Source organism: Granulicella mallensis MP5ACTX8, assembly GCF_000178955.2.
In the GTDB taxonomy this organism is placed as follows: domain Bacteria; phylum Acidobacteriota; class Terriglobia; order Terriglobales; family Acidobacteriaceae; genus Granulicella; species Granulicella mallensis.
The window spans coordinates 3,644,271-3,669,865 of sequence record NC_016631.1 but is presented as its reverse complement, the minus strand read 5'-3'; the positions used below and the strand labels follow the sequence as shown (position 1 = coordinate 3,669,865).

Here is a 25,595-nt window from a genome sequence, read left to right as displayed (position 1 = left end):
AGAGAAACTTATGGATAACGCCGCTGGAGCTGTAGATGTATCACTTGACCTGTTTGGTTCGTTGGATACGGAGCTTGTTCCATCGGAGCTTCCAGAGGGAGTATCGCCGGCTAACGTCGATGTCGCATACCTCCCTGGTAGCGTGTTCACGCGTCCTTCGCGCAAGGCTGCGTTGCCCATGCCGCCGTCGGCTCCTATCTATGCCAAGACTTATGTTCCTCCGACGCAGAAGTCTGTGACGATCCTGCTTGGGCAGGACGGGGAATTCAGAACTACTGACGGCAGCACATACACCACTTTTGGGAAGACGATTCCGGGCAATAAGGTCAAATCAGTGACTGCTTTCGGGCGCGAATACTTTGCGATCTCGGATGGAAATCTGGGGCAGGATATTCCTCGGCAGTTCGACGGAACTTACTTCGACCGCGTGACGCAGGATGGGCCCGGCGCACCTCCGAGCATTGCAAGCTTTCCCTATAACGGGGTACAGATGGCTGCATCCGGCTTTACGCTGGTGCGACAAAACAACCAGGTACTCTGCACTACTGCCGCGCCACACAATCTGAAGGTCGGCTATCAGGCGCAGATTTCAAATGTTCCAGATTCCAATGCGAACACGGTGAACCAGACTGGTCAGGCTAGCACGTTCTTTGCACAGAACAACTGGCAGCAGGGCGGCGGCGGCACTTACGAAACAATCAAAGAGCCGACGACTACAGCGTTGGGTGATATTGTTTTCTCTGGATTCGGAATGTCCATTCCAAATACTGCGACCATCCTCGGGGTTGTAGTAGGAATGGGTTTGATCTCGGAGAACCCCACGGCAGGCGTACTTTCGCAGGTATCTCTCTGGAACTCCAGCGGCATCCTTGGTTCCGCGAAGCCAGAGAGCACCGAGTTTACAAACGTAAACACACAGCAATCCTATGGATCGTCGGCAGATACGTGGGGCCTAACATCCGATAAAATAACGCCTGCGGTCATCAACGATCCAAGCTTCGGGTTCTCGGTTTCGGTCAGCCAGCCGGACAATATCAGACTGTTTATCACTCCGGTCTATCAGATCACGGTCTATTACACCCTTTCTGGCACGGGAACTGTAGGCATCGTTTCTAGCATCGTCATCAACAACGAGACGAATCCAGGACAGGCGCTTGTCACAACCAGTGGCCCTAATGGGATGGTCCCTGGCACGTTCTGCTCGATCAATGGGGTAGAGCCTGCAATGGTATCTGGCGTATCTGCGGCGCAATGGGTGACAGGTCTAACGACGATTCGGACGGTGAATAGCCACAATCTTGGCCCCGGAGCAGTGATTCAGGTTTCAGGGGTCGATATATCAGCGAGCGGGATAACGTTCAGTTTCAACGGAACCTTTACGATCCTGACGGTTCCATCGCCTACCGAGCTAACCTACGAGCAGACACCAATAAATGCTAATGATCCCGATGTTATCAATGGAACTACCGCCAACGCATCGGTCAGCGTTTCATGGCCCATCCCCGATAACACCACAACGCCGAGCTACTTTCAGGTGCAGTCCTGTCCGACCGATAACTCGTTCTATATCTCGCTGAATTATCCCGATGGGATATGGACGAATGGCACCGTAGGGTTCATGTGGGAGGGCGTGTTCTATGTCAGCCAGGTGGTCAGCGCGACACAGTTCTACTATGCCCAGCAAGGTCCGAATGGATCCACTGAGGCGGTAGGAACTGTGACCCCGTTCGGACAGGCGTCACCTGGCACCCATCAGATGGTCGTAATGTTCCAGACCCGACAGGGAGGCATAACAAAGCCTTCGCCATCGGTTCAATTCATCGCGAATGGCGGCCAGTACCTCAATGTCACGAACATTCCTATAGGGCCATCAAACACCGTGGCGAGGATCCTGGCCTTTACCGGTGCATCGGGTGGAAACTACTTTTACCTTCCCGTTCCGGCTTCTCTGAATGGTCAGGTGACGTCGACCTCGACGCTGATTCCAGATAACACGACGACTGAAATCATTCTGGATTTCAGCGACAACGCTCTCTTTGGGGCGACCGCGATCGATATTCCAGGGAACAATCTGTTTGCTCAGGTCGTGCTTGGTCCATGCCTGGGTGTCTTCTCCTATGCCGATCGGCTGATCTGGTGGGGCGAGCGCAACAAGATTCCAAACCTGCTAAATATGGGTTTTGATGGTGGGTATCAAGCGTCAACGCCCGCAAGCCCGCTGGGTTGGACTGTTGGATCCGGAGGAGGAGGCGCGCTCGTACAATCTCCATCGGATGCTGGAGGGGCTTGGCAGATTACCGGCGATGGTTCGACCAATCAACGTGGGCTCATCTCCCAGTCGGCTTATCAAGATTCATTTTTCGCGGCGATCCTGCAGCCATCCACGCAATACACCTTTCGCTGCTGGCTAAGCTCACCAACAACGGCGGGCAACTTGGGAGCCTTTCTGGTCAACTCGAGCGGCATCATCGCCGTCGCCTCTTTCATCATCCAGGCCGGCACTGGTTTCGTTCAGGCTGACTTCTCCGCAATGACGCCAGCGCAGATCACGCCCGATACAGAGCTTCAGGTCTTCGGTATCAATCTCCAGGCTGGCCAGGTAATCGTCATCGACGAGATGGAGATCGACTACACGGACAATCTCTACATCCCCTATGCTCGCGTCTCCTATGTCAACAATCCCGAGGGTATCGACGGCGTGACGGGAATTCTAGGACCTGATTCGGATGCGAACCCCGTCCGCACCTTTCAGAAGCACCGTGACAATCTTTGCATGCTCACGACGGGACCGAACGGATCGCTCTATGAAACGCAGGACTCCTCTGGTGCGGAACCTTCGTCCTGGAACGTCTCGCAAATCGCGACTCTCTGCGGCGCTACTTCAGTGTGGGGCGATAGTTCAGGTGAAGACTGGTTTGTGTGGGCTTCCGATACGGGTTTGCGCGCCTATGAAGGCGGAGAGGTGTTCAAGATCTCGCAGGAAGTACAAACTCTCTGGGATGCAATTACGGCTCCCCAGAATACGGTCGTCGTGAATGATCCTGTAACTCGTCGAATCTACATTCTGGTGACCGTGGGTTCCAACCGCACCACCTATGTGCTCGACTATCGCGAGCTCAACACCGCGGCGGCCATCGATGGCAGCGGGCCGATCAAGGTCAGCTATTCGGGGCGCGTCTTATCTACCGACGTTGTCCGCAAATGGACGACATGGACGGGGCCTGCGACATTCGGGGGCTTGCTGACATTGCCGGATGGGACGAATCAGATGTGCTTTACTGGCGCTGGTGTTTACAAGCTTTTGAACGACCAGCAGGGCATCGACGACGATACTGGTTCCTTTCAGGCGATGTATACCACGTATGCTTTCACCGGCATAGACAACGAGCGCCAGCTTCAGCTTGGAATGCACCGCAAGCTCTTCGCTTTTGTCTCCTTGAGCACAAGTGGCTTGGGGCAGATAAGGCTTGTTCCGCTCGCGGAGAGTTTGTTGAATGGGTGGGCTCCGACGCCCTGGCTGCCGCTGCAAAGCTCGAGTATGTTCGATGTCGAATGCGGTCTAAACGTGCTGGCTACACGCTGCTTCTTTCGCATTGAGGGGCAGCCGGTAACTCATGGAGGGGCTTCCTACTGGAGCATGAGCAAGATGATCTTCAGCGTTCGTGCTGATGCGCTGATACCTGTCCGAGGAGCATTTTAGGTGGCAAATCTCAACCCTCGCAATATGGCCCACATACGGTCGATTGATCCAAAGCTGCACGAAGCTCTTTTGGACATCGTGAATGCACACAATAACGTTGCGCGGCAGGTCAACGCCGATCCTACGAGCGCAACGCCGCCGCCACCGAAGATCTCCGGACTGAATGTCGTCGAGAAGAACGGTGTGTTCGATGCACAGATTACCGACCACTCGGAATTCAATCGCGGGTCGAGTTATTTGCTCGAATACTCGGATACGCCGAACTTCCAGAATGCGCACACCGTTCATCTGGGGCCATCACGCAACTGGCGAGGCAATTTAGGAGCGGGGCCGCTACATTTCAGGGCCTATAGCGCGTATGGAAGCTCGGCTCCGAGCGAGCCGGTGTATCACGGCGGCGGATCTGGGATTGTTGTAGGCAGCGGCGGTACAGTAGGACCTCCGATGCAACAAGGTATGGGGAGTGGAACTGGAAGCTCTACCCAGACGGCACAGGGTTTCGGTTCGTTGCCTTATCGATCAAGCACTGGAAAGGCGCCGACGCGCGGATGAAAGTTCGTAGAGCAGTAGAGAGCGATGTCGCCAGGCTGAAAGAGATTTATGAGTTGCGTGGCTTCGAATGGGAGTTCCCAAAGATGGAAGAGTTGATAGCGGCTTATGTGTTCGTAGACGACGCCGACCGTGTGGTTATGTTCGCCGGCGCTGTGGCGATGGCATGCACGACACTGCTAGCCGATTCTTCATGGTCGACGCCACGCTGGAGGCTTCAGGCACTCGCAGAACTGCATGACGCAGTTGAGCGCGAAGTGAAGGCAAAGGGATTTACTCGCGGGCTGGCATTTATTCAGCCAGACCTCGCAAAACAGTTTGGATCGCGTCTCAGTCGAGCATTCGGTTGGATTAGTGGAAATGGCTGGGCGCATTGGCACAGAAAGGTAAAGTGACATGGGATCTTCGGGAGTCAAGCAGCAGGATTTGGCAAACAGCGGCCAGGCGCAGGCTGCGTCTACGATGTATGGTGGCCAGGCTGGCGGGCTTTATAGTTCACTCGCACCCGCGCTCACGGCTGAGGCGTTCAATCCTCAGGGATTTGGCGCGACGAACCTTGCGAAGATGAACACCTCATCGCAGCAGTCTCTCGGCGGTTCCAATGCTGGAGTGACTGGGCAAGCTGGGTTAGAGGCTGCTCGAACGCGCAATATTGGCGGCACTACAGCAGCGCTTGACGCATCGAGTCAAGCGGGGCAACGTCAGAACTCCGAAAACGCTATCGGGACAGATCTCGAGAACGCGAAGTTGCAACAGACACAGACGCAAGAAGGCCTTAACGGTCTGAACAGTTTGTATGGCACAAATGTGAACGCAGAGATGGGTGAGCAGGGAATTTCAAACCAGGCGCTCAATAATGCAAATCAGGTTCAAAATCCTTGGATGAAGCTACTCATGCAGGGCATGCAGAGCGGCGGCCAGGATGCTGCGGCGTTCTTAGGAAATAGTAAGGAGTAAATCATGTCCATGATATCGATTCCTTACTACATTGCGAATCTGAACGATTCTCAGGCGCAACGAGTGGCTGTTACGCCCAAACTCTGGACTCACTTGTTATCGCATGGCTTCGGGGTTGCACCTCAGTAGGGCCAGTTGTAGTCCCCGTTGACCTATAAGGCTCCTAATTTTGTAGCTGCGCTTGTTCGACAGTGTGCCGCAAGATATTCCACTGCCTCGATTGCAGGGGGAGGGAAGTAAACTTGGGAGATGGCCCAAAGTGATGCTGCCTATCAAGAACTCTTTTTATTTATGGGTTCCGAACTAAGCCGTGAATGTTGTCGATGATGTTAGAGGGTTTGACCTTGACCCCTCCTCTAACATCATTTCCCCAGGCGCTGACTCTCCACCTTCCGCAGTAGTCCATGGCTTTGGTGACTATCGTTGGAAATCGGAATAATCAAAAAATAAATGTCAGTACCGAATTGAAACAACAACGAATTCAAACAGGCCCTCTTCGGAGGGTTTTTTACTGCAGAAAAGAGGAGCTATGGCAGGCATTCGCTATGACAGCAACGTCGTTACATCGGCAAAGAACGTACCGATTGGTGCGGACGCTCCCGTGTATACGGTGCCCTACGGATCTGTTGCTGTCTATATTTATGGAGCACCGCCCGAGACGCTGGCGAGCCTTTTCGCCGATCAGAACCTTACGCAGCCGATTGCTAACCCATTGCAGGCTGACTCCGAAGGCCGTTTCGGCTTCTGGATCTCTGCTGGCGTCTATACCTATACCGTCACTTCGGCGGCCGGCGTTGAGCTTGGATCTTATGCTGTGACGTTGACCTCTCCGGTAGGCCCTGCCGGAACGATACAGGTTGGAGAGGTTACGGGCGGGCCTTCCGCCGTCGTGGCGAACGTAGGCACAGGGACGGCGGCCATTCTAAACTTCACCTTACCCCAGGGACCACAGGGAAACATCGGCCCTGTGGGACCGCAGGGAGAGGTTGGGCCTCTTGGTCCTGTTGGACCGATAGGCCCTCAAGGCATTCAAGGTGAAATCGGGCCGCAAGGCAACCCTGGTGCTTCGGGTATCAGCCTTCCGATCTATGCAACGACAGCGGCCGGTGTTGCGCCTGGAACAGGTGTTGCTGTCAACGGATATTTTCTAATCCCTTCGGCGAATGTGGACGGCCTGTATGACTCCTACCAAAACGTCGCTGGCACCTCCGTATTTAGCGAGACGATCCCAGCGCAAAATGTCGTGTCGAGAGCCGACGGTCTTTACCTGCGAGATGGGCAGGGATTCCTGGTCAAACTGTTTGATACCGCCACAGGGGCAATGACGGTTGTCGAACCTCGTTTGGAAGAACTTGAGGCCGGAATCTTCAAGTCTCAGGTTGGTCTTATGTCGGCCGGGACGGGCCTTACGACTCAGCCCAATGTTGTTCTCACCGATGGACAGGGATTCAGTGCTGTACTGCTGAATCCAACGACGGGAGACAGCCCGGTTTTCGACCTTACCTATGGGCTGCAGAACGCGATAAACTCCCTAAACAACGCCTGCCTGGCTTTCAGCACAAGCGTACGGAGCCGTTACAACCCGACGATGGAGACTTTCCGTTTCGGATTGAATTACGTCCCCGCATATGGGCAGTCGCTCATGGCTGGATACCAGTGTCAGGGCGTCTATGACACAACGCAATCGCTGGGCAACCTGTGCATCGGCAATCAGGTTCGATTTGCTACTTCGTCCGGCGCATCGCTGCCAAATGGCGATACGCTTAACCATCCTTGTGTTGAGGCCTTCAACTCTGCAGGCCCTGCAGGAGATACAGGCCTAACCTGCTTCGCCAATTACGCCAAGCAGCTCATCAATATCCATGAGCGCGTTGCCAATGACACGAGAGTATTTCTTGCGACGAACGTATCGTGTCCAGGTCAACCGATCTCAGTATTGATTCCGGGAGCGCCACCGGATTCGAGCGGCCAGAATCTGTGGAGTCGCATGGTGCGAGCCGCAGGCTATGCTGCGACGAACGCCTCGAACGCAAGCCTGTCGATTGGTGCGGTCGGATTCATCTACGACCAAGGTGAGCAGGATTATGGACAGGCGAACCCAGCTACAGACTGGATGAGTGACATGCTGACGATGCGTGCTGCTAATGACGCGCTGAACGTAGCATCGTTCGGCCAGGTCAACCAGGCTGGTATTTATACATACCAGACGGGTGGTTCTTTCGAGAACAACGCCTTCGATGACATCTCTATCGGCATGGCCCAGTGGAATCTTGCGAAGACGCAGCCAAACTGGTTCATGTTCGGTCCACACTATGCTTATCCCGATTTCGGCGGCCACAAGACGGGTAACAGCTATCGCTGGATGATGGCGATGTGCGCGAAGGTCTGGTTTCGCACGGCGGTCTTGCGGCAGGGATGGCTTCCTCTAGGTCCTCATAAGACGGTGATTTATGGAAACACCCTGCTCATCGGATTCCACGTTCCGGCACCGCCGCTCACAGTACAAACGGCCTACGATATCGCCACTCCCGTCAATTTCCCCGACCTCGGATTCAACCTGTTCGATGCCAAGGGATTCATCGCCGCAACCTACTCGATCGTGGCCGATACAGTCGTGCAGTGCATCCCGAGCCGCACGGTCGATTGGACCACAGCCCAATTGAAGTATGCAGATATCGGCAATGGATCACAGAACGCGACAACCATGAAAGGAACGCAACATGCTGGCCGTGGAAATATCACAGACTCCGATACTGCGGTAAGCCAGGCGATCTATGTGAGTCCAGACCAGGACGATTCGCTGCTGCCTGTAACTACACCTCCCCAGCCGACGGCGGCCTATGACGTCGTCGGCCTCAGCGGATTGCCTTACGAGCTCAATAACTGGTGCGTGGCCTTCAACATCAAACCCCTAACCTTCGAAGGATAAGAGGAGCACATATGCCTAGTGTCTTTGATAGCAACATAGATCTTTCCAATGTTGCGGGGTCGTTCAATCCAGCAGTTACCGCAGGCCTTACAACCTTTGCGTTGTTAGGTAAATCCCTGCAGGCGAGCCTTAACAACTATGCTGCCCCCGCGTCGCCGCTGCTGACATCATCCTCTGGCAATGGTTTTCCAGCGATCGCGAGCGGAATGAGCGGTGCAACCGTCAACGGCATTGGACAACTGCTTTTGCCCGATGCGCCCTCGACAGATAGCGAAACGATATTTATCGTGGCATCCATCAACCCATCAAACTGGGCAACTTTTAATATGTCGCCGGTCGGGATCTGGAACGGTACGGCAGGAAGCTTGACACAGGCGTGTTATATGAACGCGCAATCTACTTTGACGGGTGTGCAGTTTAACGTGGGATACATCAATGGGAGTGGTATGGCCGTGACGGCAGGGATGGCTGTTCGCGTGAATGCGGGGACTCTGGGAACCACTCCACCCGAGCAGGCAATTGTTTCGACGCCCCAGTGCTACATGATGAAGTTCGACATCCCTAATCTACTGGCGACCTTCAAAAATGTAACGCAGGCTAGCCTGATCGGAGCCCCGGCGGCGACCACCTCAACTCTGGTCCTGACCTCTGGATCAACGAGGCCTGTCATTACTTCGAACTACGAGCTGATGGGAAACATTCAGTCACCCGTGAATGCCGCCAGCACTATTCATGCCTTCGTGCGCTATGACCGCGCCACTCCGGTGTCCGAAGATGCCCTGATCTATGCGCAATTGCAAAAGGTCATGGCGACACGCGGATTCACGATCTAAGGAGACCTATGGGATACATAAACGATAATCTCGCCGACTACTCTCGGACGCCTGGAGCGATCCTTCAACCCGCCGTAAGTTTTGGCCTGACGACGTATGCTCTGTTTGGCCGAACGCTGGAGGCAAGTCTGGTCAATTACGCGAACAGTGCCGCTCCCATGACAGTTACAACAGTGCCGACGATAGACGCGGTAAGCGGTCTTGTGACGACACTTCCCGGCGAACTCGTAACGCCTGATCTTCCCTCTACAGGCAGCGAGACGATATATTTTGTAGCCTCCATCAACCCTTCGAACTGGGCCAGCTTCGCCTCTAACCCTTTCGGATCGCTGCTGAATAATTCTTTCTTTGCAACGGAGATCATCGCCACCAACGAGGTCGTTGGAGTCCAGGCTAATCTGGGATTTGTTCCGACCGGCGGTGGAACTTCTAACTTCGTTCGGTCTATCAATGCGGGTGGATCTGCGACCTTGGGCACAGACACGGCAACCCAAGCAGTTATATCTAACCCCCAGATGTACATGCTGAAGCTTGATATTCCAAACCTGATGGTTACCTGGCAGAACCTCAGCCACGCAGCATCTTCTTGGAAGTCGATACTGGCAATCCCCGCAGGGGCTACTCGCCCTGTCAACATTTTTCCCTACTCAATGCTTGCGCAGGGAACCGGTGCGGTGGCATCCAACGGGTCAATAACAAATCACGCCTATATCCATTACAACCGCGCAACTCTCGCGAGCGAGGACGCCCTCATTTACGCACAGGCACAAAGGATCATGGCGGCGCGAGGCATCACGATCTGACAACTGAAAACAAGACAAAACGAGGCGCTCCGGGGCCTTTCTGTTGCGCAAAAGAGAGGACGAGGATGGCGCCAAGCTTTGATTTGAACGCGTTGAGCACAGCCATATGCAAAGGTGTAGTGGAGGGGAATGCGGCCCTAGTGGCGAACCTCGTCGCTCAGGATGCGCAGCGCCACAACCTGCACGATGCCGTGCAGCAGAATGCGGACAAGGTGTGGGAGATCGAGGGGGAACTAAAGCTCCTGAAAGGGGTGATCGTGTCTCTTGTCGGAAGCGGTGATGGATCAAGCGGGATGGTCCCACGGCTAGAGAAAGACCTGAAGCAAATGAGTGGCGACGTAGTCCTGCTTGGTGCCGAAGTGCGGGATATGCGCGCCGATGTAAACAACATCGGAAACGACATCCGTGCGATCCGAAGTTCGCAGACTGAGGCGAAGTCCTGGATGGACGGCTGGCGCGGGGTTGGGATCGCAGTGGGGATCATTGGGACGTGCGCCACAGTGATCGGCGGAATCATTACCGGCATCGTCTGGTTGTTTACACACGGAGTGAAGCCGTGACCTACATCGATGCAGAATGCATACAGATTCCAGTCTGGGAGGGCAACGAAAACTTCCTGTACCTGGACTCGGATGATCCACCGAATGCGACCACCGGTCAGGGCCATCTCGTAGCCAATCTGCACAACTCACAGCAACTCCCCTGGTACATGCCAGACGGCACACCTGCGACCTCCGATCAGATCGCGGATGATTGGCAGCGGGTCAAGGCTATGCCGGGTGACCGCGATGCTCAGTTTTATAAGTCGCTCACCGGCCTGCATCTTCTCCAGTTCGACATCGATGCACTTACATGTACCTCAGTGCAGGCTCTGGATGAGCCGCTGCACGTCCTATATCCAGCTTTCGACTCATTTCCCCAGTGCGCACAGGTCGGCATTGCTGACATGGCTTATGGGCTGGGAATTGGAGAACCTGCGACAGCGAAAAGGCCAGCTACCGGGCTGCATAGCTATCGCGCCTTCAATGCTGCGGCCAATAGCACTCCGCCAAACTTTCTGAGAATGGCGCAGGAGTGCCATCGAGACAGGAACCATCCGGCTTTCAGCAAGCGCAACTCCTGGACAGTTGCGCAATTTATTCAGGCTTCCAAGGAGGCAGTTTGAGCGATCAGATTGAAGCTAAACAGTCCACTCAAAATCAATTTATCGGCCTGTCCATGGTCGTTTTTGGGACAGTCGCCATCTTCGTAGGCTGCAGATTCCACTATGCGGAACTGACAACTTCAGCCGCCGGCGTTACCGGCGCCGGAATCAACATGCTGACTAACCAGATTCGCAACACCCTCAACAACAAGCAGGGTGGGACTATCAACGTGGCCGATTCGGCTCCAACTGCATAAGAGAGGGCATTTATGAACATTTTTTCGGAAGTGGTAAAGGGACTGACATGGGTTGGTAAGGAGTTGGCAATCGTCCCCGACTGGATAAAGAAGGTTGTCACTGTCACGAACGACGTCGAGAAGGACGCCGAAACATTGCTCCCGGAGACGGTTCTTATTATCGAGGATGTGGATGCTCTGGTTCTGGCAGCCGTCAAGGACTCGGGTTCTGCGATCACCTCAGCCGAAAACCTGGTCGCGGCCATCACCATTGCCGCGAAAGCTGATGCGCTCAATATCGAAGATGATGAAGCTGTCCTGGTGGCGTTCAAGGCTTTCATTTCCGAGGTTACGACTTCGAGTAACTATGTCGATGTCATCGCCGCTGAGAAGAAGCTAGTCGTTGACTTCGACGGATTCAAGGGCAATGCCGCAGTAGCACTTCAGAAACTCGAGGCTGACGTTTAGTTGGAACATCTTCGTCCTCTCAACCAACTCCGTCACTGCTCTTAAAAGCGTGGCGGGTTTTTTGAGTTTTGTTCTTGTTCGGAATGAATCATTTAGTGTGCTGAACGGCTGATAAAACAAATAGCCCGATGCGGGCAGCGCTTCGTGTGAATTATTTGATTTGCAAGGTGGGGAATGGTGGACGCGGTAGGGATCGAACCTACGACCAGTCGATTAAGAGTCGAATGCTCTACCAGCTGAGCTACGCGTCCAAGCCTTGAACCTCACTCGGGAGAGTGAAGAGCGAACATTTTGGCTCGCTAAGGAATGTGCGGGAGAACATCACCGCACGAAAATAAGTATAGCACGATTTAACACGATGTCTTGCGTTTTCGGTTGTGGAGAAGCGTGGTGTTCGCGAGCGTTTTGGAGGAGGTATTTGCTTTGAGGTTCCAGCTACGAGTTGCGAGTCACAAGACCTGCAGCTCATAGCTGGAACCTTGTGGCGTTAGCCTACGAAGTCTACGTTGGCCTTGTGCGGGATGATGCCGCGTTCGTAGCCCATGTCGAGGATTTTGCGAATGGCTTCGCGGCCGTCTTCGCCGTAGTTCAGCGTGCGCTCGTTTACATACATCCCAACAAAGCGGTTGGCCAATGTGGGGTCGAGGTCGCGAGCGAACTGCATCGCGTATTCGAGAGCCGCTTCACGGTGGTCGAGTGCATGCTGAATGCTCTCGCGCAACGCATTGGTGGTGATGACCTGCACCTCTGTGCCCAGGGAGCGGCGGATGGCGTTGCCGCCCAACGGCAACGGCAGGCCGGTCTGCTCGCGCCACCAGACGCCGAGGTCGAGGATCTTCTTCAGTCCGTCGCGTGTGTATGTGAGCTGGCCTTCGTGGATGATGAGTCCGGCGTCGAACTCGCCCGCCACCACGGCGGGAATGATCTTGTCGAAGTCGACCGTGACAGTCTCGATCTCTGGAGCAAAGAGCTTCAGGGTGAGATAAGCCGTGGTTAGAGTGCCGGGGACGGCGATGCGGAGCTTCTTCACTTCGTCCAGGGTGTAGGCCTTGGGGGCAACGATCATCGGACCGTAGTTCTCGCCGACGGAGCCGCCGCAGGCCATCAGGGTGTAGTGCTCCTGAAGGTACGGATAGGCGTGAAAGCTGATGGCCGTGACATCGTAGAACTGCTCGTTCATCGCTTTGCGGTTGAGCGTTTCGATGTCCGTGAGCGTGTGGTTGAAGCGATAGCCCGGAACACGCACTTTGCTGGTGGCGAGTCCGTAAAACATGAACGCGTCGTCGGAGTCGGGGCTATGGGCGATGCTGATGTCGTGAATTTCAGTTGATGCGGAGGTCATTCTGTCCTTACTAATGTTGAGGTCTATCGTAGCGGCTTCGTCCATGTTGCGATTGAAGGAAGCCGGAAGAATCAATTGTGTGGTGCGCTGTAGATGAGACGAGTCCGATCAACAACTTGCCGGTCAGCATCGCGGAGAAGCCGGAGAACGAGGGAGACGGGTTGATTCGCATCGTTAGTCCTCGTTGTTGGGCTCTTTGCTGTGGCTTGATGTTACTGGGGGCGTATCGTCTACGATGCGTCCGGGGCGCCGGCGGAGACCTGTCCGGCGAATGTGCTGTGCGATTGATATGGTGGCCCACAAAAGAGCAATCAGCGCCAGAATCGAGATGGCAAAAAGGACATGCATGGGCCTTGCTAAGGATAGCAAAGCCGGAAGGTGATGGGGGCGCCGGTGTTCTTTTCCGAAGAGAGGCGTTCCAAGGATCTCCCCTTCACAGGGCGGTTCTCGTTTTATTCTTCCGACCCCCTCTGAGTGTCTGGCGCTTGAAAATACATCTATAGGAAACGGGGTCTTCGCCCCATGTTTCGTTCGAGAGCCTGGAATGACAATCTGGGAAGCAACGACATCACTAGAAATAGCACCAAAGAATAAAAGGGTAGCGCCATGGCTATCTATTCATAACTATCGATTCACCCGCTCCAAATGAGGGAAATGTAACAAGTATGGTTCCTTTATTGGGTTGTGGACGCATTCTTTGTTGTGATACGTGATACTTGAAAGATGCAGTAGCTATAAAGGGCCTAGTTATGCCAGTCAATGGACAATCCGAAAACATTTCGCGCTTGGTGACGGTCGCTGGGACCGCGCGCGAACGTGTCTACGGTTGGCGGCGCAAGGCGGCTACCGTGGCGGTTGGTGTTCTGGCCCTGGGCATGGCGTACGGCGTAGTCTTCGGCAACAACGGAATTACGGTTTTCCTGCACAAGCGACAGGAGGCTCGGTCATTGCAGCAGCAGATGCAGTTGCTGCAGGCTGAGAATGATCGTTTGCGTGGACACGTAGACCGCCTGCAGAATGACCCTGGTGCGATTGAGCATCAGGCCCGTGAGGAGCTTCATTACACTCGGGCGGGTGAGGTCATTTATACGCTGCCCGTCGCCCCGAATGCTCCTGCGACAGCACAGCCAATTGCCAATCCGTAACGCATTTTGGGCTGATATCTATCTTCAAAAGGATCTCGGACTGTCGAGACAAAATTGTGACATCTTGTCGACAAGACTGTGACAAGTGAGGTGGCGGGTTCCCCTAATATCGGACTCGAATAGTCGGATTCCGACTGTTAGAGTCCGATATAGGTTTTAAGGGGATAAAAGGATGGCCGCCGCCTTTAGTAGGAGTTCTTGCGCTAAAAGAGCTTTCGTTTCTAGTTTGTTGATTCTTTTGGGTTTCGTTGTCGTGGGAAAGGGTTGGGCTTGGGTCCCCGAGGATCAGGCGGTATCGTCGGGAGTCGTAGACGCGAATGCGCCGGTCGAGGTCTCTGGCGTAGTCGTGGATGCTTCCGGAGCGATGGTGCCGGGCGCAGCGGTGAGGTTCAGCCCTGTAAATGGAACTCCTACCGAAGTGACGGCGGACTCTGCCGGGGCGTTTCATGTGCTGCTGAAGATCGGGCATTATCAAATCTCTGCCGTGCAGACCGGTTATGAACAGCAGGAGCGTCCTCTAGAGCTTGCAAGCAGTTCTCCTACAAGATTGACGCTGACCCTGAAGATCAAGGGAAATGTGGAGAGCATTACCGTTGTGGCAGATGTCGGATACACGGCGACCTCAGCGATAACGGCTACTCGGGTGCCGATGAGTTTGCTGGATACACCGCAGTCGGTCTATGCCGTCACTTCCCAGTTGATAGAGGACCGTGGAGCAGAGTCGCTGAAGGATGCGTTGACGGGTATTCCCGGTGTGCAGGCGGTGAGCCTTGGCGAAGGGCGCCGCGACCAGGTGTTGATTCGGGGCTTTAGTGCGAGCACGGATACCTATATTGATGGCGTCAAGGACGATGCTCCGTACTTTCGTGACCTCTCGAACACCGACCGAATTGAGGTGGTGGAGGGGCCGGCGGCTGTGTTGTATGGACGTGGATCATCCGGTGGATTGATCAACCGTGTCACGAAGCAGCCGCAGATGGAAGGTCTACAGGGACAGATTGGCTTTCTCGGCGGAAGCTATGGTGATAAACGGTTTGAAAGCGATGTAGAGGACGGTTGGCTGAGCAATAAGCTGGGTGTGCGGGTGACTGGTGCGGCTGAGAAATTGGGAAGTCAGAGAGACTTCTTCTACCTTGACCGTTATGCCTGGGCTCCTACTGTGCGCTGGCAGCCGAATGACAGGACCCAGGTCTATGCCCAATGGGAGCAGCTGCGCGATGAGCGTGAGCCGGATCGTGGCCTTGCAGCTATCAGCGGGCCACAGGGCGTGGTGCCGATTGGGACTAACTACGGATATGTGACGGGAACGCCGACGACGGCGCCGCATAACTTCAGTCACACCTCCGCGACGGACGAGACGCTGGACATCAAGCATGAGTTTGTGGACGGATGGCATGTTCACAATGTGTTTCGGCAGGCGGGCGATGTCGTGGTCTGGTCTGAGACGTATCTAAATCAGGATCTCAGCAGCGGAATCTTTGGCACGGACGTGCGGAGTAAGCCTGGAGTTGTAACTCTGTTCTCTTCTGCTCAGGTTAGTGCGAGTGATAGCCCGGAGAATCCGATCCTGACGCGTGGGCAGACGAATGCTACTCAGAGCCAGCAGAACGTCTTCGACCAAGCGGAGGCCTACCGCTCGGGTAAGTTTCTCGGAATAGAGCATCTGCTGCTGGTAGGCGCGGAATATGGACGGCAGACACAGGATCGGCTGCAGTTTACGGGAACAGCTCCCTCGGTGACCCTGTATAACCCGGACACGAGCCTCGCGCCGACCTTGTCGACGACGCCTTCGACCAACAGTCGTGGGTTCTTCCAGACGGCAGCTGTATATACGCAGGACCTTATGCAGCTTGCCCCTAAGTGGAAGCTATTGGCTGGAGTTAGGTTCGATAACTTCAAGCAGAACGTGGATAACCGGTTGCCGGGTGCAACCAGCCCGTCGCGTGTGGATAACGACTTCAGCCCGAGGGTGGGACTGTTATTCCAGCCGGTATCGAGCAGCACGGTGTACTTCAGCTACAGCCGAACGTTCGATCCTTCGGGGGAGGGCTTGAGCCTCTCAACCTCGAGTGCGGATCTGCCACCACAGGTGACGACAAACTATGAGGTTGGAGCGAAGGTCTCTCTGCTGGGAGACAAGCTGACCTCTGCGGTTGCGATCTATGATCTGGATCGGACGAACATCCTGCAGGTGAGTCCTACGAACCCGAACCAACTGATCCAGGTGGGCGAGCAGCGGACGCTGGGAGCGACGTGGTCGGTGCAGGGCAGCATCACGCCGCACTGGATGGTGTACGGCGGCTACTCGTGGAACGATGCTGTGCTGCTGAACTCGCCGACCACGTTCAATGGGGTGTCGTACAACGGCAAGCGTCCGAATGATGTACCGGTGAATAGCGGCAGCTTGTGGACGACATACAGCTTCAAAGGCGGATTCGGTGCAGGCGGTGGACTGGTGTTCAACACCGACAGCTTTGCGGCGGATGACAACCTAGTACAGTTGCCCGGCTATACGCGACTGGATGCGATGTTCTTCTATCGCAAGCGGCATGTGGATGTGACGGCGCATTTGGATAACCTGACGAACACGCGGTACTACGATACAGGGCACTCGGATCTGGAGATCTTCCCGGGAGCGCCGATTAGCGGGAGTGTGAACCTGAAGTATCGGTTCTAGATTCTCTTTGCTCTCTGACAAGTAAGAGCCGGGCGAAAGTCCGGCCCTTACTTGTCTTTGATTCGGTTCATTACTCGTTCCTTGGTTGACTCCGTGCTTTAGCGATGACGGCGAGCGACAGGCCTTCGTCGGCGCTCAGGCTGTGGTGTTTGCTGTGTCCTACGCGCTGCGACTGGTAGATGCTGGAGTGTCCTGAGAACAGATAGCTGATGATGCAGGCGATGCCGGCAAAGGCTCCTGCTTCTGCGCCGAAGAGTTCGACCGCCATCAGAGTGGAGGCGATCGGGGTGTTGGCGGCGCCGGCAAAGACTGCCACAAAGCCCATGCCCGCAAGCAGGGACGGAGGCAAAGGCAGCAAGCTGGAGAGGGCATTTCCTAGCGTGGAGCCGATATAGAACAGCGGCGTGACCTCTCCCCCCTTGAAGCCAGTTCCCAGAGTGACGGCGGTGAAGAGGAATTTAGCGGCCCAGTCGTAGGCGGGCAGTTTGTGGTCGAACGACGCGACGATGGTGGGAATGCCGAGGCCGATGTACTTCGTCGTTCCGAGAGCAAAGACTGCGGCGGTGACGAGTATGCCGCCCGCAGCTGGACGCAACGGAGCGAAGGGGATGCGGCTGCGGACGAAGTGGGAGATGGCGTGCGTTGTCTTGGCGAAGGCCATGCCCACTAGACCAAAAGCTGCACCGGCGGCCATTGCGGCGAGGATGCCTTTGACGTTGATCTCCGGGACCGAGGTCACGCGGTAGATCGTGTGATGGATTCCCCAGGCATTGGTCACCAGGTCACCGACGAACGCGGCGATCATGCAGGGGGCCAGGGCCTCGTAGCTGAGGCGGCCGATGGCGAGCACCTCGATTCCGAAGAGCGCTCCGGCTAGCGGCGTTCCGAAGACAGAGCCGAAGCCGGCGCTGATGCCTGCCATCAACAGGATGCGACGATCGCGTGGCGCAAGGCGCAGGGGACGCGTGAGTTGATCCGCCAGCGAAGCTCCGGTCTGCAGTGCCGTGCCTTCGCGCCCGGCGGAGCCTCCGAAGAGATGCGTAAGGAAAGTGCCGAGCAGGATGAGCGGCGTCATCCGGAAGGGGATGACGGCCTTGGGATCGTGAATCTCGTCTAGGAGGAGGTTGTTGCCAGCTTCGACCGAGCGGCCGAAGTAGTGGTACATCAGGCCGACCAGAACGCCTGCGGGAGCCAGCAGAAGAATGATCCACTGATGGGATTCGCGCACGTCGGTCGCGAGATGGAGGGAGGCCAGCAGAAGGGCCGATGCGCTGCCCGCGAGAATGCCTATGGCTGCGGAGATCGGAATCCAGCGGGCAAGGTCGAGCAGCAGGCCGAACTGTGCTGTGAGGAAGGGGCTAGGTGATGTTTTGGACAACGGACCTCCTACGAGATGTAGGAGTCATCAGCTACGCGCGTGCGGAGCGGCAGGCGAACCCCATCGCCATGAATGCTTAGAGAGACGATAACAAGGTGTGGGTGGGAGCGTCAATGGTCTTTCGTCGTCATCCTGAGTCGTAAGCTCAAGGTGATGACGAAAGACCATTGACGCTTCATGCTCAGGCGTAACGCTGTTTATGCCACTCCCACGCACTCTCCAGAATGCGATCGAGTTCCGGGTACTCCGGCTGCCAGCCTAGCTCGGTCTTGGCTTTTTCGGAGCCTGCGACCAGGCGTGCCGGGTCGCCGTCGCGCCGGGGCTTGATCTCTGCGGGGATGGCGTGGCCTGTGACGCGGCGGGCGGAGGCGATGACTTCCTTGACTGAAAAGCCGCTGCCGTTGCCGAGGTTGAGGATCATGCGTTCGCGTTCGCCCAGTGCCTTGATGGCCAGGATGTGGGCGTCGGCGAGGTCGCGGACGTGGATGTAGTCGCGGATGCAGGTGCCGTCGGGGGTGGGGTAGTCGTCACCGTAGATGTTGATGCTGGCGCGGCGGCCGAGGGCGACGTCCAGGATTAAGGGGATGATGTGAGTCTCGGGCTCGTGGGCTTCGCCGCGTCCGGGGAGTGCGCCTGCGACGTTGAAGTAGCGCAGTGAGGCGTAGCGCAGGCCGTGAACGCGATGGAACCAGCCGAGCATCTGCTCGACCATCAGCTTGGATTCGCCGTAGGCGTTGGTCGGTGCGAGGGCGGCGGTCTCTTCAATAGGCGTGGACTTCGGTTCGCCGTAGACAGCGGCGGTTGACGAGAAGACGAGGCGGTTGGTGCCGGTGGCGTGCATGGCTTCGAGCAGCGCGAGGGTAGAAGCGGTGTTGTTGCGGAAGTAGATCTCGGGCTTCTGCATGGATTCGCCAGCTTCGATCAGGGCGGCGAAGTGCAGGACGCCATCCGGCTTCAGCTCGCGCAGCAGCGCTTCAACGCGGGGACGGTCGGCGATGTCAGCTTCCACGAACTCCGCGCCCACGGGCAGCTCTGCGCGCTTGCTGTGGCAGAGGTTGTCGAGCACGGTAACGCGGTGGCCTGCCTGCATGAGGATGGTCGAGACGGTTCCGCCGATGTAGCCTGCGCCGCCTGTAACTAAGAGGTTCATTGCTTCTCCGTGGGTTGATTGCGCTGACTGTACGGACGGGCTGACGCCCGCCCCTTTCCAAGCTTCCAATTTATTCTGCGGTTGTTTGCATGGCGTTGCGCAGCGTTTCGGCCGCGGACTCCGGGGTGATGTCGCGTTGCGGCGACCCCAGCAGCTCAAAGCCGACCATGAACTTGCGTACGGTGGCCGAGCGCAGGAGCGGCGGATAGAAGTGGGCGTGGAGATGCCATTCCGGATAGGCTTCGCCGTTGGTGGGACCGTCGGAGGGGGCGGGGTGCAGGCCCATCGAGTAGGGAAAGGGCGTGTCGAAGACGCGGTTGTAGCCGCGTGTTACCTGCTGCAGGATGGCTGCGAGGCCATCGCGCTCGGGACCGGTCAGCTCCGCGAGCGTGGCGACCCGGCGCTTCGGCAGAACGAGAAGCTCGAACGGCCAGACCGCCCAGAACGGGACGAGCGCTGCCCAGGTGTCGTTCTCGGCGACGATGCGCTCGCGCTGGTTCATCTCCAGTTCGAGATAGGCGGTCAGCAGCGAGACACGGTGCTGCTCGAAGTACTCGCGCTGTGCGGCGAGCTCCAGGGTGGGCTCGTTGGGGATGTGCTCGGTTGCCCAGATCTGGCCGTGGGGATGGGGATTGCTGGCACCCATCATGGAGCCGCGGTTCTCGAAGATCTGCACATAGCGCATCTCGGGCCGTGCGCCGAGTTCGGCAGCCTGGGCATCCCACATGTCCACGACGCGGCGGATGGCGGACAGTTCCATGGTTGCCAGCGTGAGGTCGTGGCGCGGATCGAAGCAGAGCACCCGGCAGATGCCGCGCTCGGTCTCGGCACGCAGCAGCCCTGCCTGATTCAGGTCCATGGTCGTTTCGGGAACGTCGGACTTCAGAGCCGCGAAGTCGTTCTCGAAGACGTAGGTGCCGGTGTAGGCAGGCGTCTTGTGGCCGCCCGCGCGGGTGTTGCCGGGGCAGAGATAGCAGGTGGGGTCGTATTCCAGCGAGGGAGGGGTGGCCTTCTCTTCGGTCTGGCCCTGCCAGGGACGCTGCGTACGATGCGGTGAGACTACGACCCACTCGCGCTTCAGGGGGTTCCAGCGGCGGTGGGAGGCCTCACGAAAGATGGGGTCAATCATGCTTGCGATTCCTTTGCTTTGGTGCTGTTACGAAGCAGGCGCCGTCGACGGCCTCGCAGATGTAGGTCTCGGCCTTGATGTTGAAGCGCTTCAGGTAGGAGGCCGCCAGGGCCTGCGCAAAAGTGTCTGCCTTGTCCTGGCTGACGAGGTTAACGGTGCAGCCGCCAAAACCGCCGCCGGTCATGCGAGCGCCCAGGCAGCCTTCAAGGGCTACGGCCTGGTCTACGAGAAAGTCGATCTCTTCACAACTGCACTCGAAGTCGTCGCGCTGGCTGGCGTGGGCCGAGATCATCAGCTTGCCCAAGTGGGCTGCGTCGCCGGCTGTCATCGCGTCTTTTGCTTCGCGAACTCGGGCATTTTCGGTGATGATGTGGCGGCAGCGGCGATAAGATTCGGGCGTCATCTTCGCGACGCAGGACTCGAGCTGATCAAGGGTTGCGTCGGCGAGATCACGCAACTGCGGGAAAGCTGCGCGCAGTACGTCCTGTCCGGCTTCGACCTCGCGACGGCGAAGACCGTAGTCTCCATCGGCGATGGAGTGCTTGACCATTGAGTTGCAGACGACGATCCGCATATTCACGAGGCCGTCGTGATTCATCGGGATGTGCTCGTAGCTAAGCGAGCGCGTGTCGAGCAGCAGCGCATGGCCAGCTTTGGCGGCGGTGATGACGAACTGATCCATAATGCCGCAGGGCGAATGGACGTAGTCGTTCTCCGCGAGCTTGCAGAGCATCGCGATCTCTTCGAGCGGAAGGGTGGCGTTGGCGTGGGCCAAAATGGCGATCGCGGAGGCGACTTCTACTGAGGCCGACGAGCTGAGGCCTGCGCCGAAGGGGACATTGCCGTGGATCTCAAGATGGAAGGGCGGCGGTGTAATGCCACGCAGTTGAAGCTGGCGGAGCACGCCGACAGGGTAGTCGCTCCAGTTGCCGGCGGCTTCAGAGCGATCGTCCACCGGCATCTCGCGGGTCTCTTTGAACTGCTCGCTATGGAAGTGGTACTGCGAGTCGCTGTTCGGTGAGATGGTGGCTGTGGTCGAAAAGGGAATCGCCATCGGCAGCACGAGGCCGCCGGTGTAGTCGGTGTGCTCGCCGATCAGATTGACGCGGGCGGGCGCAATGTATACGTGTTCATTTGAGTTCTTTTGCAGAACGATCTCCTGGGGCCAAGTCGGCGAATCGAAGGCTGTTAGCTTTTTTTACGGGCTGCGATAAACATGATAAGGCCAAAGGCGAGCATGACTAGACCCCAGACCAGATTGAGGTTGATCCCCTGAGAGCTGGCGTACATGGCACTGCCGCGTGTGAACACGCCGTAGCCTGCCATGATGCCGCCGATGATCAGGAAGATGAGGCCGAGGGGGAGGCGTATGTCGAGTCCCATAAGGTGTGCTTTCCTTCGCTTTGTTGATTAGATCAGTTTTGGGGTGCGACCACAAAACCGGGATGGTTTGCTTGTTTGTCGTGGTTTGCTTTCGTCGTCATCCTTTTAGGATGACGACGAAAACAGGCAATATCCCTACGCAAACACCAGATTCAACGCAATCAGCACCGCCAGCACCCCAAGTGCGAGCGTCATGGGCTTCTGGTACCAGGCCAGGTGGTGCTCCGGGGCTCTCGGTGTAAGCGAGTAGACCAGTCCGACGAGTTCCGGCTCCGGACGCGGTTTGGTAAACAGACTGACCGCGATGGTCACCAGCAGGTTTACCCCGAAGGCAAAGATTGCCGTCCAGAAGTTTTGCGCCATATCGCTGGGGTAGGTGTGGACCGTGTGGATCCATCCGCCATGAATGCCGGGGACGGCGTCCGCCGGAATGGTGAGGCCGTGATGCACGAGGGCTGCAGCGGTGCCGGTGAGCAGTCCGGTAAAGGCCCCATGCCCGGTTGTCCGCTTCCAGAACATGCCCAGCAGGAAGGTTGCGAACAGCGGGGCGTTGACCAGGGAGAAGATCAACTGCAGCGCGTCCATGATGTTGTTGAAGTTGGTCACCGCATAGGCCGCGGCAATGGTGAGCAATATCCCTCCTATGGTCGCGATACGGCCCATCCAGAGGTAATGCTCGTCGCTGGCGTCCTTCTTGATGTACGACTGGTAGATGTCATAGGTCCACACGGTATTGAACGCGGTCACGTTGCCGGCCATGCCGGACATGAAGCTCGCGAGCAGGGCCGTGAGGCCAAGACCGAGAATGCCGGTCGGGAAGAAGTGCAGCAGCATGACGGGGATGGCGAGATCGTAGTTGTAGACCGGGTTGCCGCTTGCGTCGACGATAGGCTTACCGCTGATCGGATCGATCTTGAGCGGGATGATGCCGTGGGGGTGCTCTTCATCCAAAGGAACGGCGTGCTGCGAAGTCGTGGCCTGCTGGGTGAGGGCCGCGGGAGCCTGCACGGCGGTGGAGTGCGACGTGACGCTGACCGCGATCAGACCGGGCAGGATAACCAGGAACGGGAAGAACATCTTCGGTACGGCGGCCAGGATGGGCACGCGGCGCGCGGAGTCCTGTGACTCGGCCGCCATGGCGCGCTGGATGACGAGGAAGTCCGTGCACCAGTAGCCGAAGGAGAGCACAAAGCCCAGCCCCATCACGAGACCGACGACTTCGACGCCGAGCGAGTTGGTCGAGGCATGCGTCATGCCCTTCCAGGAGTGTGTCATGGACGTGGGCAGCTTCTGCTGAATGCCATGCCAACCGCCGACGTTGCGCAGGCCGATCCAGACCAGGGGAAGGAACCCGGCGACGATCAGGAAGAACTGCAGTACCTCGTTATAGATCGCGCTGGTAAGGCCGCCCAGGAAGATATAGCCCAGTACGATGACCGCGGAGAGCAGGATCGACACGTGGAAGACCCAGGCGTCCGGTACGATACCGTGCAGCAGGCCCAGCGTCTGGATGAGCAGGGCCATCGCGTACATCGAGATGCCCGAGCTGAAGACCGTCATGATGGCGAAGGAGAACGCGTTGACTGCGCGGGTCTTCTCGTCATAGCGGAGACGGAGGTATTCAGGAACGGAACGCGCCTTCGAGCCATAGTAGAAGGGCATCATAAAGAGGCCGACAAAGAGCATCGCCGGAATGGCGCCGATCCAATAGAAGTGGCTGGTGATGATGCCGTACTTGGCCCCCGAGGCCCCCATCCCGATTACTTCCTGCGCGCCGAGGTTTGCGGAGATGAAGGCCAGTCCGCAGACCCAGGCCGGGATCGAACGCCCGGCGAGGAAGAAGTCGGTGCTTGTGCGCATGTATCGTTTCAGTGCAAAGCCGATACCGAGCACAAAAACAAAGTAGACCAGCATGATGAGCCAGTCGATGATCGAAAGATGCATGAGTCGGGCCTCGTAAACAGGGTTAAGACAGGATGGGCAAAGAGTTCGTTTGTTAGCCATCATACGTGCGAGGATCATGATGTCGAAAGTCAGGCGACTCCCTCGCGTGGACAGCTTTGAGCGGAAGACGGATAGTTTGCTAATGAATCCAATTTCCTATTGATGAATCTTATGAAGCCGTAAGAGATGAAAGGAAGTGACCAAATGCCACAACTCCCGATTGTTGGGCTTCACCATGTAACTGCTATTGCCTCGGATCCACAGCAGAATCTGGACTTCTATACCGATGTCCTCGGATTGCGGTTCGTCAAGCGAACGGTGAACTTCGACGACCCCGGCAGCTACCACTTCTACTTTGGCGATGATGCCGGAACGCCGGGCACAATTCTGACCTTCTTCCCCTGGCCTCGCGCCTCGCGGGGCCTTGCTGGCGCCGGTGAGACCACTCATACCGCCTTCAGCGTGCCGCTGGCCTCTCTGGAGTACTGGGAGAAGCGGCTGACTGAAAAGAGTGTGCTTGTGGAGCGCACCGGCAAACGCTTCGAGGAAGAGGTGCTTACCTTTGCCGATCCCGATGGCATGAAGATCGAAATTGTAGGCCACGCCGATGCGGGGGAGGCGAAGGCCCCACGCTTTGCTACGGTGCCTGCGGAGCATGCAATTCGCGGCTTCTTCGGCGTGACGCTGTTGCAGCAGCGCGCGGAGGAGACGGCGGCCATTCTGAACGTGATGGGCTTCCGCAAGGTTGCCGAAGAGGGCAAGCGGCAGCGTTTCGCGGCAGAGGGCTTAGCGCTGGGTAATCACATCGATCTGTTGGTTGATCCTGGTGCCAGCCATGGACGTCCTGGAGCTGGTTCGGTGCATCACATCGCGTTTCGCGCGGCGGATGAGGCTTCACAGAAGGAGTGGCGGGAGGAGATCGAGAAGCACCTGGACGTGACCCCGGTGCTCGACCGCGACTACTTCCACTCGATCTATTTCCGTGAGCCAGGTGGCGTGCTGTTTGAACTGGCGACGGACCCTCCGGGCTTTGCTACCGATGAGCCGGTGGATGCACTGGGTGAAGCTCTGCGCCTGCCGCCGTGGTTGGAGCCGAGGCGCGCAACGATCGAACCGCGTCTGCCGAAGATCGAGTTGCATAAGTGGAAGGAGATCGCATGAGCGCCGACCCTCACAAGGACGGAACGGTGCATCGCTTCGGGGCCTCTTTGGAAGAGGCCTCGGGAGCGGTCATCCTGCTACACGGACGCGGCGGATCGGCCGAGGACATCCTGTCGCTGGCCGAGGCGATGTACAACCCTCGTCTGGTCTATCTCGCGCCGCAGGCTGCGGGTTCCACGTGGTATCCAAACTCATTTCTTGCGCCGCGCGAGAGCAATGAGCCGTGGCTCAGCTCTGCGCTGCGTAAGGTCGAGTCCGTCCTTGATCTCGCGATCGCTGCGGGGATTCCCCGGGAGCGCATCGTGGTGGGCGGGTTCTCCCAGGGAGCCTGCCTGTCGACGGAGTTTGTTGCCACGCATCCGGGGCGCTATGCAGGCCTGATTGCTTTGACCGGAGGCCTTATTGGGCCTCTGGGCAGCGATGTCACGCATGTTGGCGACCTGGCGGGAACACCCGTGTTCTTTGGCAGCGGCGATCCCGATCCGCATGTGCCGTGGAGCAGGGTACAGGAGTCCGCCGAGGTGCTCACGGATATGGGCGCGAAGGTGACGGCGCGACGCTACCCCGGCCGCCCGCATACGGTGTCTCAGGAGGAGCTTGAGTTCGGACGGCGGCTTCTGCAGGATGCGTTCGCGGCAGTGTAGATAGGGTTAGCCATCTACACTGG

At 57.2% G+C, this 25,595-nt stretch carries 23 protein-coding genes, 1 tRNA gene and 1 riboswitch; of the genes, 16 read left to right on the top strand and 8 right to left on the bottom strand.

Features of this window, described 5'->3' with window-relative positions:
* Positions 1 to 10 precede the first annotated feature (10 nt).
* From ACIX8_RS14755 to ACIX8_RS14705, 12 genes are all read left to right on the top strand, one after another.
* Entirely contained in the window at positions 11 to 3,700 is a 3,690-nt protein-coding gene (locus ACIX8_RS14755) for a hypothetical protein (RefSeq protein ID WP_014266151.1), read from the top strand.
* Complete coding sequence (locus ACIX8_RS14750; RefSeq protein ID WP_014266150.1) at positions 3,701 to 4,252, top strand: hypothetical protein; 552 nt, start codon at positions 3,701 to 3,703, stop codon at positions 4,250 to 4,252. It begins immediately after the preceding gene.
* The gene (locus ACIX8_RS14745; RefSeq protein ID WP_014266149.1) at positions 4,249 to 4,644 is read left to right on the top strand and encodes an integral membrane transporter; all 396 of its coding nucleotides are present in this window, start codon (positions 4,249 to 4,251) and stop codon (positions 4,642 to 4,644) included. The genes ACIX8_RS14750 and ACIX8_RS14745 overlap by 4 nt, the downstream gene beginning before the upstream one ends.
* A gap of 1 nt (position 4,645) precedes the next feature.
* On the top strand, positions 4,646 to 5,206 hold the full coding sequence (locus tag ACIX8_RS14740; protein WP_014266148.1) for a hypothetical protein: 561 nt from the start codon (positions 4,646 to 4,648) through the stop codon (positions 5,204 to 5,206).
* Between the two features lie 3 nt (positions 5,207 to 5,209).
* A complete protein-coding gene (locus ACIX8_RS26350) occupies positions 5,210 to 5,335 on the top strand; it encodes a hypothetical protein (RefSeq protein ID WP_014266147.1) in 126 nt (41 codons plus the stop codon).
* 400 nt (positions 5,336 to 5,735) lie between these two features.
* Entirely contained in the window at positions 5,736 to 8,135 is a 2,400-nt protein-coding gene (locus tag ACIX8_RS24650; protein WP_014266146.1) for a collagen-like domain-containing protein, read from the top strand.
* An 11-nt stretch (positions 8,136 to 8,146) separates the two neighbouring features.
* The gene (locus tag ACIX8_RS14730; protein WP_014266145.1) at positions 8,147 to 8,968 is read left to right on the top strand and encodes a hypothetical protein; all 822 of its coding nucleotides are present in this window, start codon (positions 8,147 to 8,149) and stop codon (positions 8,966 to 8,968) included.
* An 8-nt stretch (positions 8,969 to 8,976) separates the two neighbouring features.
* The gene (locus ACIX8_RS14725) at positions 8,977 to 9,771 is read left to right on the top strand and encodes a hypothetical protein (RefSeq protein WP_014266144.1); all 795 of its coding nucleotides are present in this window, start codon (positions 8,977 to 8,979) and stop codon (positions 9,769 to 9,771) included.
* Between the two features lie 65 nt (positions 9,772 to 9,836).
* On the top strand, positions 9,837 to 10,331 hold the full coding sequence (locus ACIX8_RS14720) for a hypothetical protein (RefSeq protein WP_014266143.1): 495 nt from the start codon (positions 9,837 to 9,839) through the stop codon (positions 10,329 to 10,331).
* On the top strand, positions 10,328 to 10,936 hold the full coding sequence (locus ACIX8_RS14715; RefSeq protein ID WP_014266142.1) for a hypothetical protein: 609 nt from the start codon (positions 10,328 to 10,330) through the stop codon (positions 10,934 to 10,936). Before ACIX8_RS14720 ends, ACIX8_RS14715 begins: the two co-directional genes overlap by 4 nt.
* On the top strand, positions 10,933 to 11,172 hold the full coding sequence (locus ACIX8_RS14710) for a hypothetical protein (RefSeq protein ID WP_014266141.1): 240 nt from the start codon (positions 10,933 to 10,935) through the stop codon (positions 11,170 to 11,172). The genes ACIX8_RS14715 and ACIX8_RS14710 overlap by 4 nt, the downstream gene beginning before the upstream one ends.
* A gap of 12 nt (positions 11,173 to 11,184) precedes the next feature.
* A complete protein-coding gene (locus ACIX8_RS14705) occupies positions 11,185 to 11,619 on the top strand; it encodes a hypothetical protein (RefSeq protein ID WP_014266140.1) in 435 nt (144 codons plus the stop codon).
* A 175-nt stretch (positions 11,620 to 11,794) separates the two neighbouring features.
* Here the strand turns inward: ACIX8_RS14705 and ACIX8_RS14700 are convergent.
* Both ACIX8_RS14700 and ACIX8_RS14695 read right to left on the bottom strand, forming a co-directional pair.
* A tRNA-Lys gene (locus ACIX8_RS14700) sits at positions 11,795 to 11,870 on the bottom strand.
* A 236-nt stretch (positions 11,871 to 12,106) separates the two neighbouring features.
* Positions 12,107 to 12,961, bottom strand: coding sequence for a menaquinone biosynthesis family protein (locus ACIX8_RS14695; protein WP_044178743.1), 855 nt, complete (start codon positions 12,959 to 12,961; stop codon positions 12,107 to 12,109).
* Positions 12,962 to 13,710: 749 nt separating this feature from the next.
* On the opposite strand from ACIX8_RS14695, the gene ACIX8_RS14690 reads away from it, so the two are divergent.
* Positions 13,711 to 14,106 (top strand): FtsB family cell division protein, encoded by a 396-nt coding sequence (locus tag ACIX8_RS14690; protein WP_014266138.1) that lies wholly within the window; start codon positions 13,711 to 13,713, stop codon positions 14,104 to 14,106.
* A gap of 226 nt (positions 14,107 to 14,332) precedes the next feature.
* Complete coding sequence (locus ACIX8_RS14685) at positions 14,333 to 16,783, top strand: TonB-dependent siderophore receptor (protein WP_190273668.1); 2,451 nt, start codon at positions 14,333 to 14,335, stop codon at positions 16,781 to 16,783.
* Between the two features lie 70 nt (positions 16,784 to 16,853).
* On the opposite strand, the gene ACIX8_RS14680 is transcribed toward ACIX8_RS14685, so the two are convergent.
* From ACIX8_RS14680 to ACIX8_RS14655, 6 genes are all read right to left on the bottom strand, one after another.
* Positions 16,854 to 18,161, bottom strand: a complete 1,308-nt coding sequence (locus ACIX8_RS14680; RefSeq protein ID WP_014266136.1) for a voltage-gated chloride channel family protein — start codon at positions 18,159 to 18,161, stop codon at positions 16,854 to 16,856.
* 11 nt (positions 18,162 to 18,172) lie between these two features.
* Positions 18,173 to 18,238: riboswitch (Fluoride riboswitch) on the bottom strand.
* 104 nt (positions 18,239 to 18,342) lie between these two features.
* Positions 18,343 to 19,311, bottom strand: coding sequence for a UDP-glucose 4-epimerase GalE (gene galE / locus ACIX8_RS14675; RefSeq protein ID WP_014266135.1), 969 nt, complete (start codon positions 19,309 to 19,311; stop codon positions 18,343 to 18,345).
* Positions 19,312 to 19,381: 70 nt separating this feature from the next.
* Entirely contained in the window at positions 19,382 to 20,440 is a 1,059-nt protein-coding gene (locus ACIX8_RS14670) for a UDP-glucose--hexose-1-phosphate uridylyltransferase (RefSeq protein WP_014266134.1), read from the bottom strand.
* A complete protein-coding gene (gene galK, locus ACIX8_RS14665) occupies positions 20,433 to 21,590 on the bottom strand; it encodes a galactokinase (protein WP_223295563.1) in 1,158 nt (385 codons plus the stop codon). The genes ACIX8_RS14670 and galK overlap by 8 nt, the downstream gene beginning before the upstream one ends.
* A 38-nt stretch (positions 21,591 to 21,628) precedes the next feature.
* Positions 21,629 to 21,823 carry a hypothetical protein gene (locus ACIX8_RS14660; RefSeq protein ID WP_014266132.1) on the bottom strand — a complete coding sequence of 65 codons (195 nt, stop codon included), beginning with the start codon at positions 21,821 to 21,823 and terminating at the stop codon, positions 21,629 to 21,631.
* A 135-nt stretch (positions 21,824 to 21,958) separates the two neighbouring features.
* Positions 21,959 to 23,767, bottom strand: coding sequence for a sodium:solute symporter family protein (locus ACIX8_RS14655; RefSeq protein WP_014266131.1), 1,809 nt, complete (start codon positions 23,765 to 23,767; stop codon positions 21,959 to 21,961).
* Between the two features lie 204 nt (positions 23,768 to 23,971).
* On the opposite strand from ACIX8_RS14655, the gene ACIX8_RS14650 reads away from it, so the two are divergent.
* Positions 23,972 to 24,928 carry a ring-cleaving dioxygenase gene (locus ACIX8_RS14650; protein ID WP_014266130.1) on the top strand — a complete coding sequence of 319 codons (957 nt, stop codon included), beginning with the start codon at positions 23,972 to 23,974 and terminating at the stop codon, positions 24,926 to 24,928.
* Positions 24,925 to 25,572 carry an alpha/beta hydrolase gene (locus ACIX8_RS14645; RefSeq protein ID WP_014266129.1) on the top strand — a complete coding sequence of 216 codons (648 nt, stop codon included), beginning with the start codon at positions 24,925 to 24,927 and terminating at the stop codon, positions 25,570 to 25,572. Before ACIX8_RS14650 ends, ACIX8_RS14645 begins: the two co-directional genes overlap by 4 nt.
* Positions 25,573 to 25,595: the final 23 nt, after the last annotated feature.

What these genes read in the sequence shown, in the direction of transcription:
- ACIX8_RS14755 (WP_014266151.1), top strand. Translation starts at nt 11, where the DNA reads ATGGATAACGCCGCTGGAGCTGTAGATGTATCACTTGACCTGTTTGGT.
- ACIX8_RS14745 (WP_014266149.1), top strand. Translation starts at nt 4,249, where the DNA reads ATGAAAGTTCGTAGAGCAGTAGAGAGCGATGTCGCCAGGCTGAAAGAG.
- ACIX8_RS14740 (WP_014266148.1), top strand. Translation starts at nt 4,646, where the DNA reads ATGGGATCTTCGGGAGTCAAGCAGCAGGATTTGGCAAACAGCGGCCAG.
- ACIX8_RS26350 (WP_014266147.1), top strand. Translation starts at nt 5,210, where the DNA reads ATGTCCATGATATCGATTCCTTACTACATTGCGAATCTGAACGATTCT.
- ACIX8_RS24650 (WP_014266146.1), top strand. Translation starts at nt 5,736, where the DNA reads ATGGCAGGCATTCGCTATGACAGCAACGTCGTTACATCGGCAAAGAAC.
- ACIX8_RS14730 (WP_014266145.1), top strand. Translation starts at nt 8,147, where the DNA reads ATGCCTAGTGTCTTTGATAGCAACATAGATCTTTCCAATGTTGCGGGG.
- ACIX8_RS14725 (WP_014266144.1), top strand. Translation starts at nt 8,977, where the DNA reads ATGGGATACATAAACGATAATCTCGCCGACTACTCTCGGACGCCTGGA.
- ACIX8_RS14720 (WP_014266143.1), top strand. Translation starts at nt 9,837, where the DNA reads ATGGCGCCAAGCTTTGATTTGAACGCGTTGAGCACAGCCATATGCAAA.
- ACIX8_RS14705 (WP_014266140.1), top strand. Translation starts at nt 11,185, where the DNA reads ATGAACATTTTTTCGGAAGTGGTAAAGGGACTGACATGGGTTGGTAAG.
- ACIX8_RS14695 (WP_044178743.1), bottom strand. Translation starts at nt 12,961, where the DNA reads ATGACCTCCGCATCAACTGAAATTCACGACATCAGCATCGCCCATAGC.
- ACIX8_RS14690 (WP_014266138.1), top strand. Translation starts at nt 13,711, where the DNA reads ATGCCAGTCAATGGACAATCCGAAAACATTTCGCGCTTGGTGACGGTC.
- galE (WP_014266135.1), bottom strand. Translation starts at nt 19,311, where the DNA reads ATGAACCTCTTAGTTACAGGCGGCGCAGGCTACATCGGCGGAACCGTC.
- ACIX8_RS14670 (WP_014266134.1), bottom strand. Translation starts at nt 20,440, where the DNA reads ATGATTGACCCCATCTTTCGTGAGGCCTCCCACCGCCGCTGGAACCCC.
- ACIX8_RS14660 (WP_014266132.1), bottom strand. Translation starts at nt 21,823, where the DNA reads ATGGGACTCGACATACGCCTCCCCCTCGGCCTCATCTTCCTGATCATC.
- ACIX8_RS14655 (WP_014266131.1), bottom strand. Translation starts at nt 23,767, where the DNA reads ATGCATCTTTCGATCATCGACTGGCTCATCATGCTGGTCTACTTTGTT.
- ACIX8_RS14650 (WP_014266130.1), top strand. Translation starts at nt 23,972, where the DNA reads ATGCCACAACTCCCGATTGTTGGGCTTCACCATGTAACTGCTATTGCC.
- ACIX8_RS14645 (WP_014266129.1), top strand. Translation starts at nt 24,925, where the DNA reads ATGAGCGCCGACCCTCACAAGGACGGAACGGTGCATCGCTTCGGGGCC.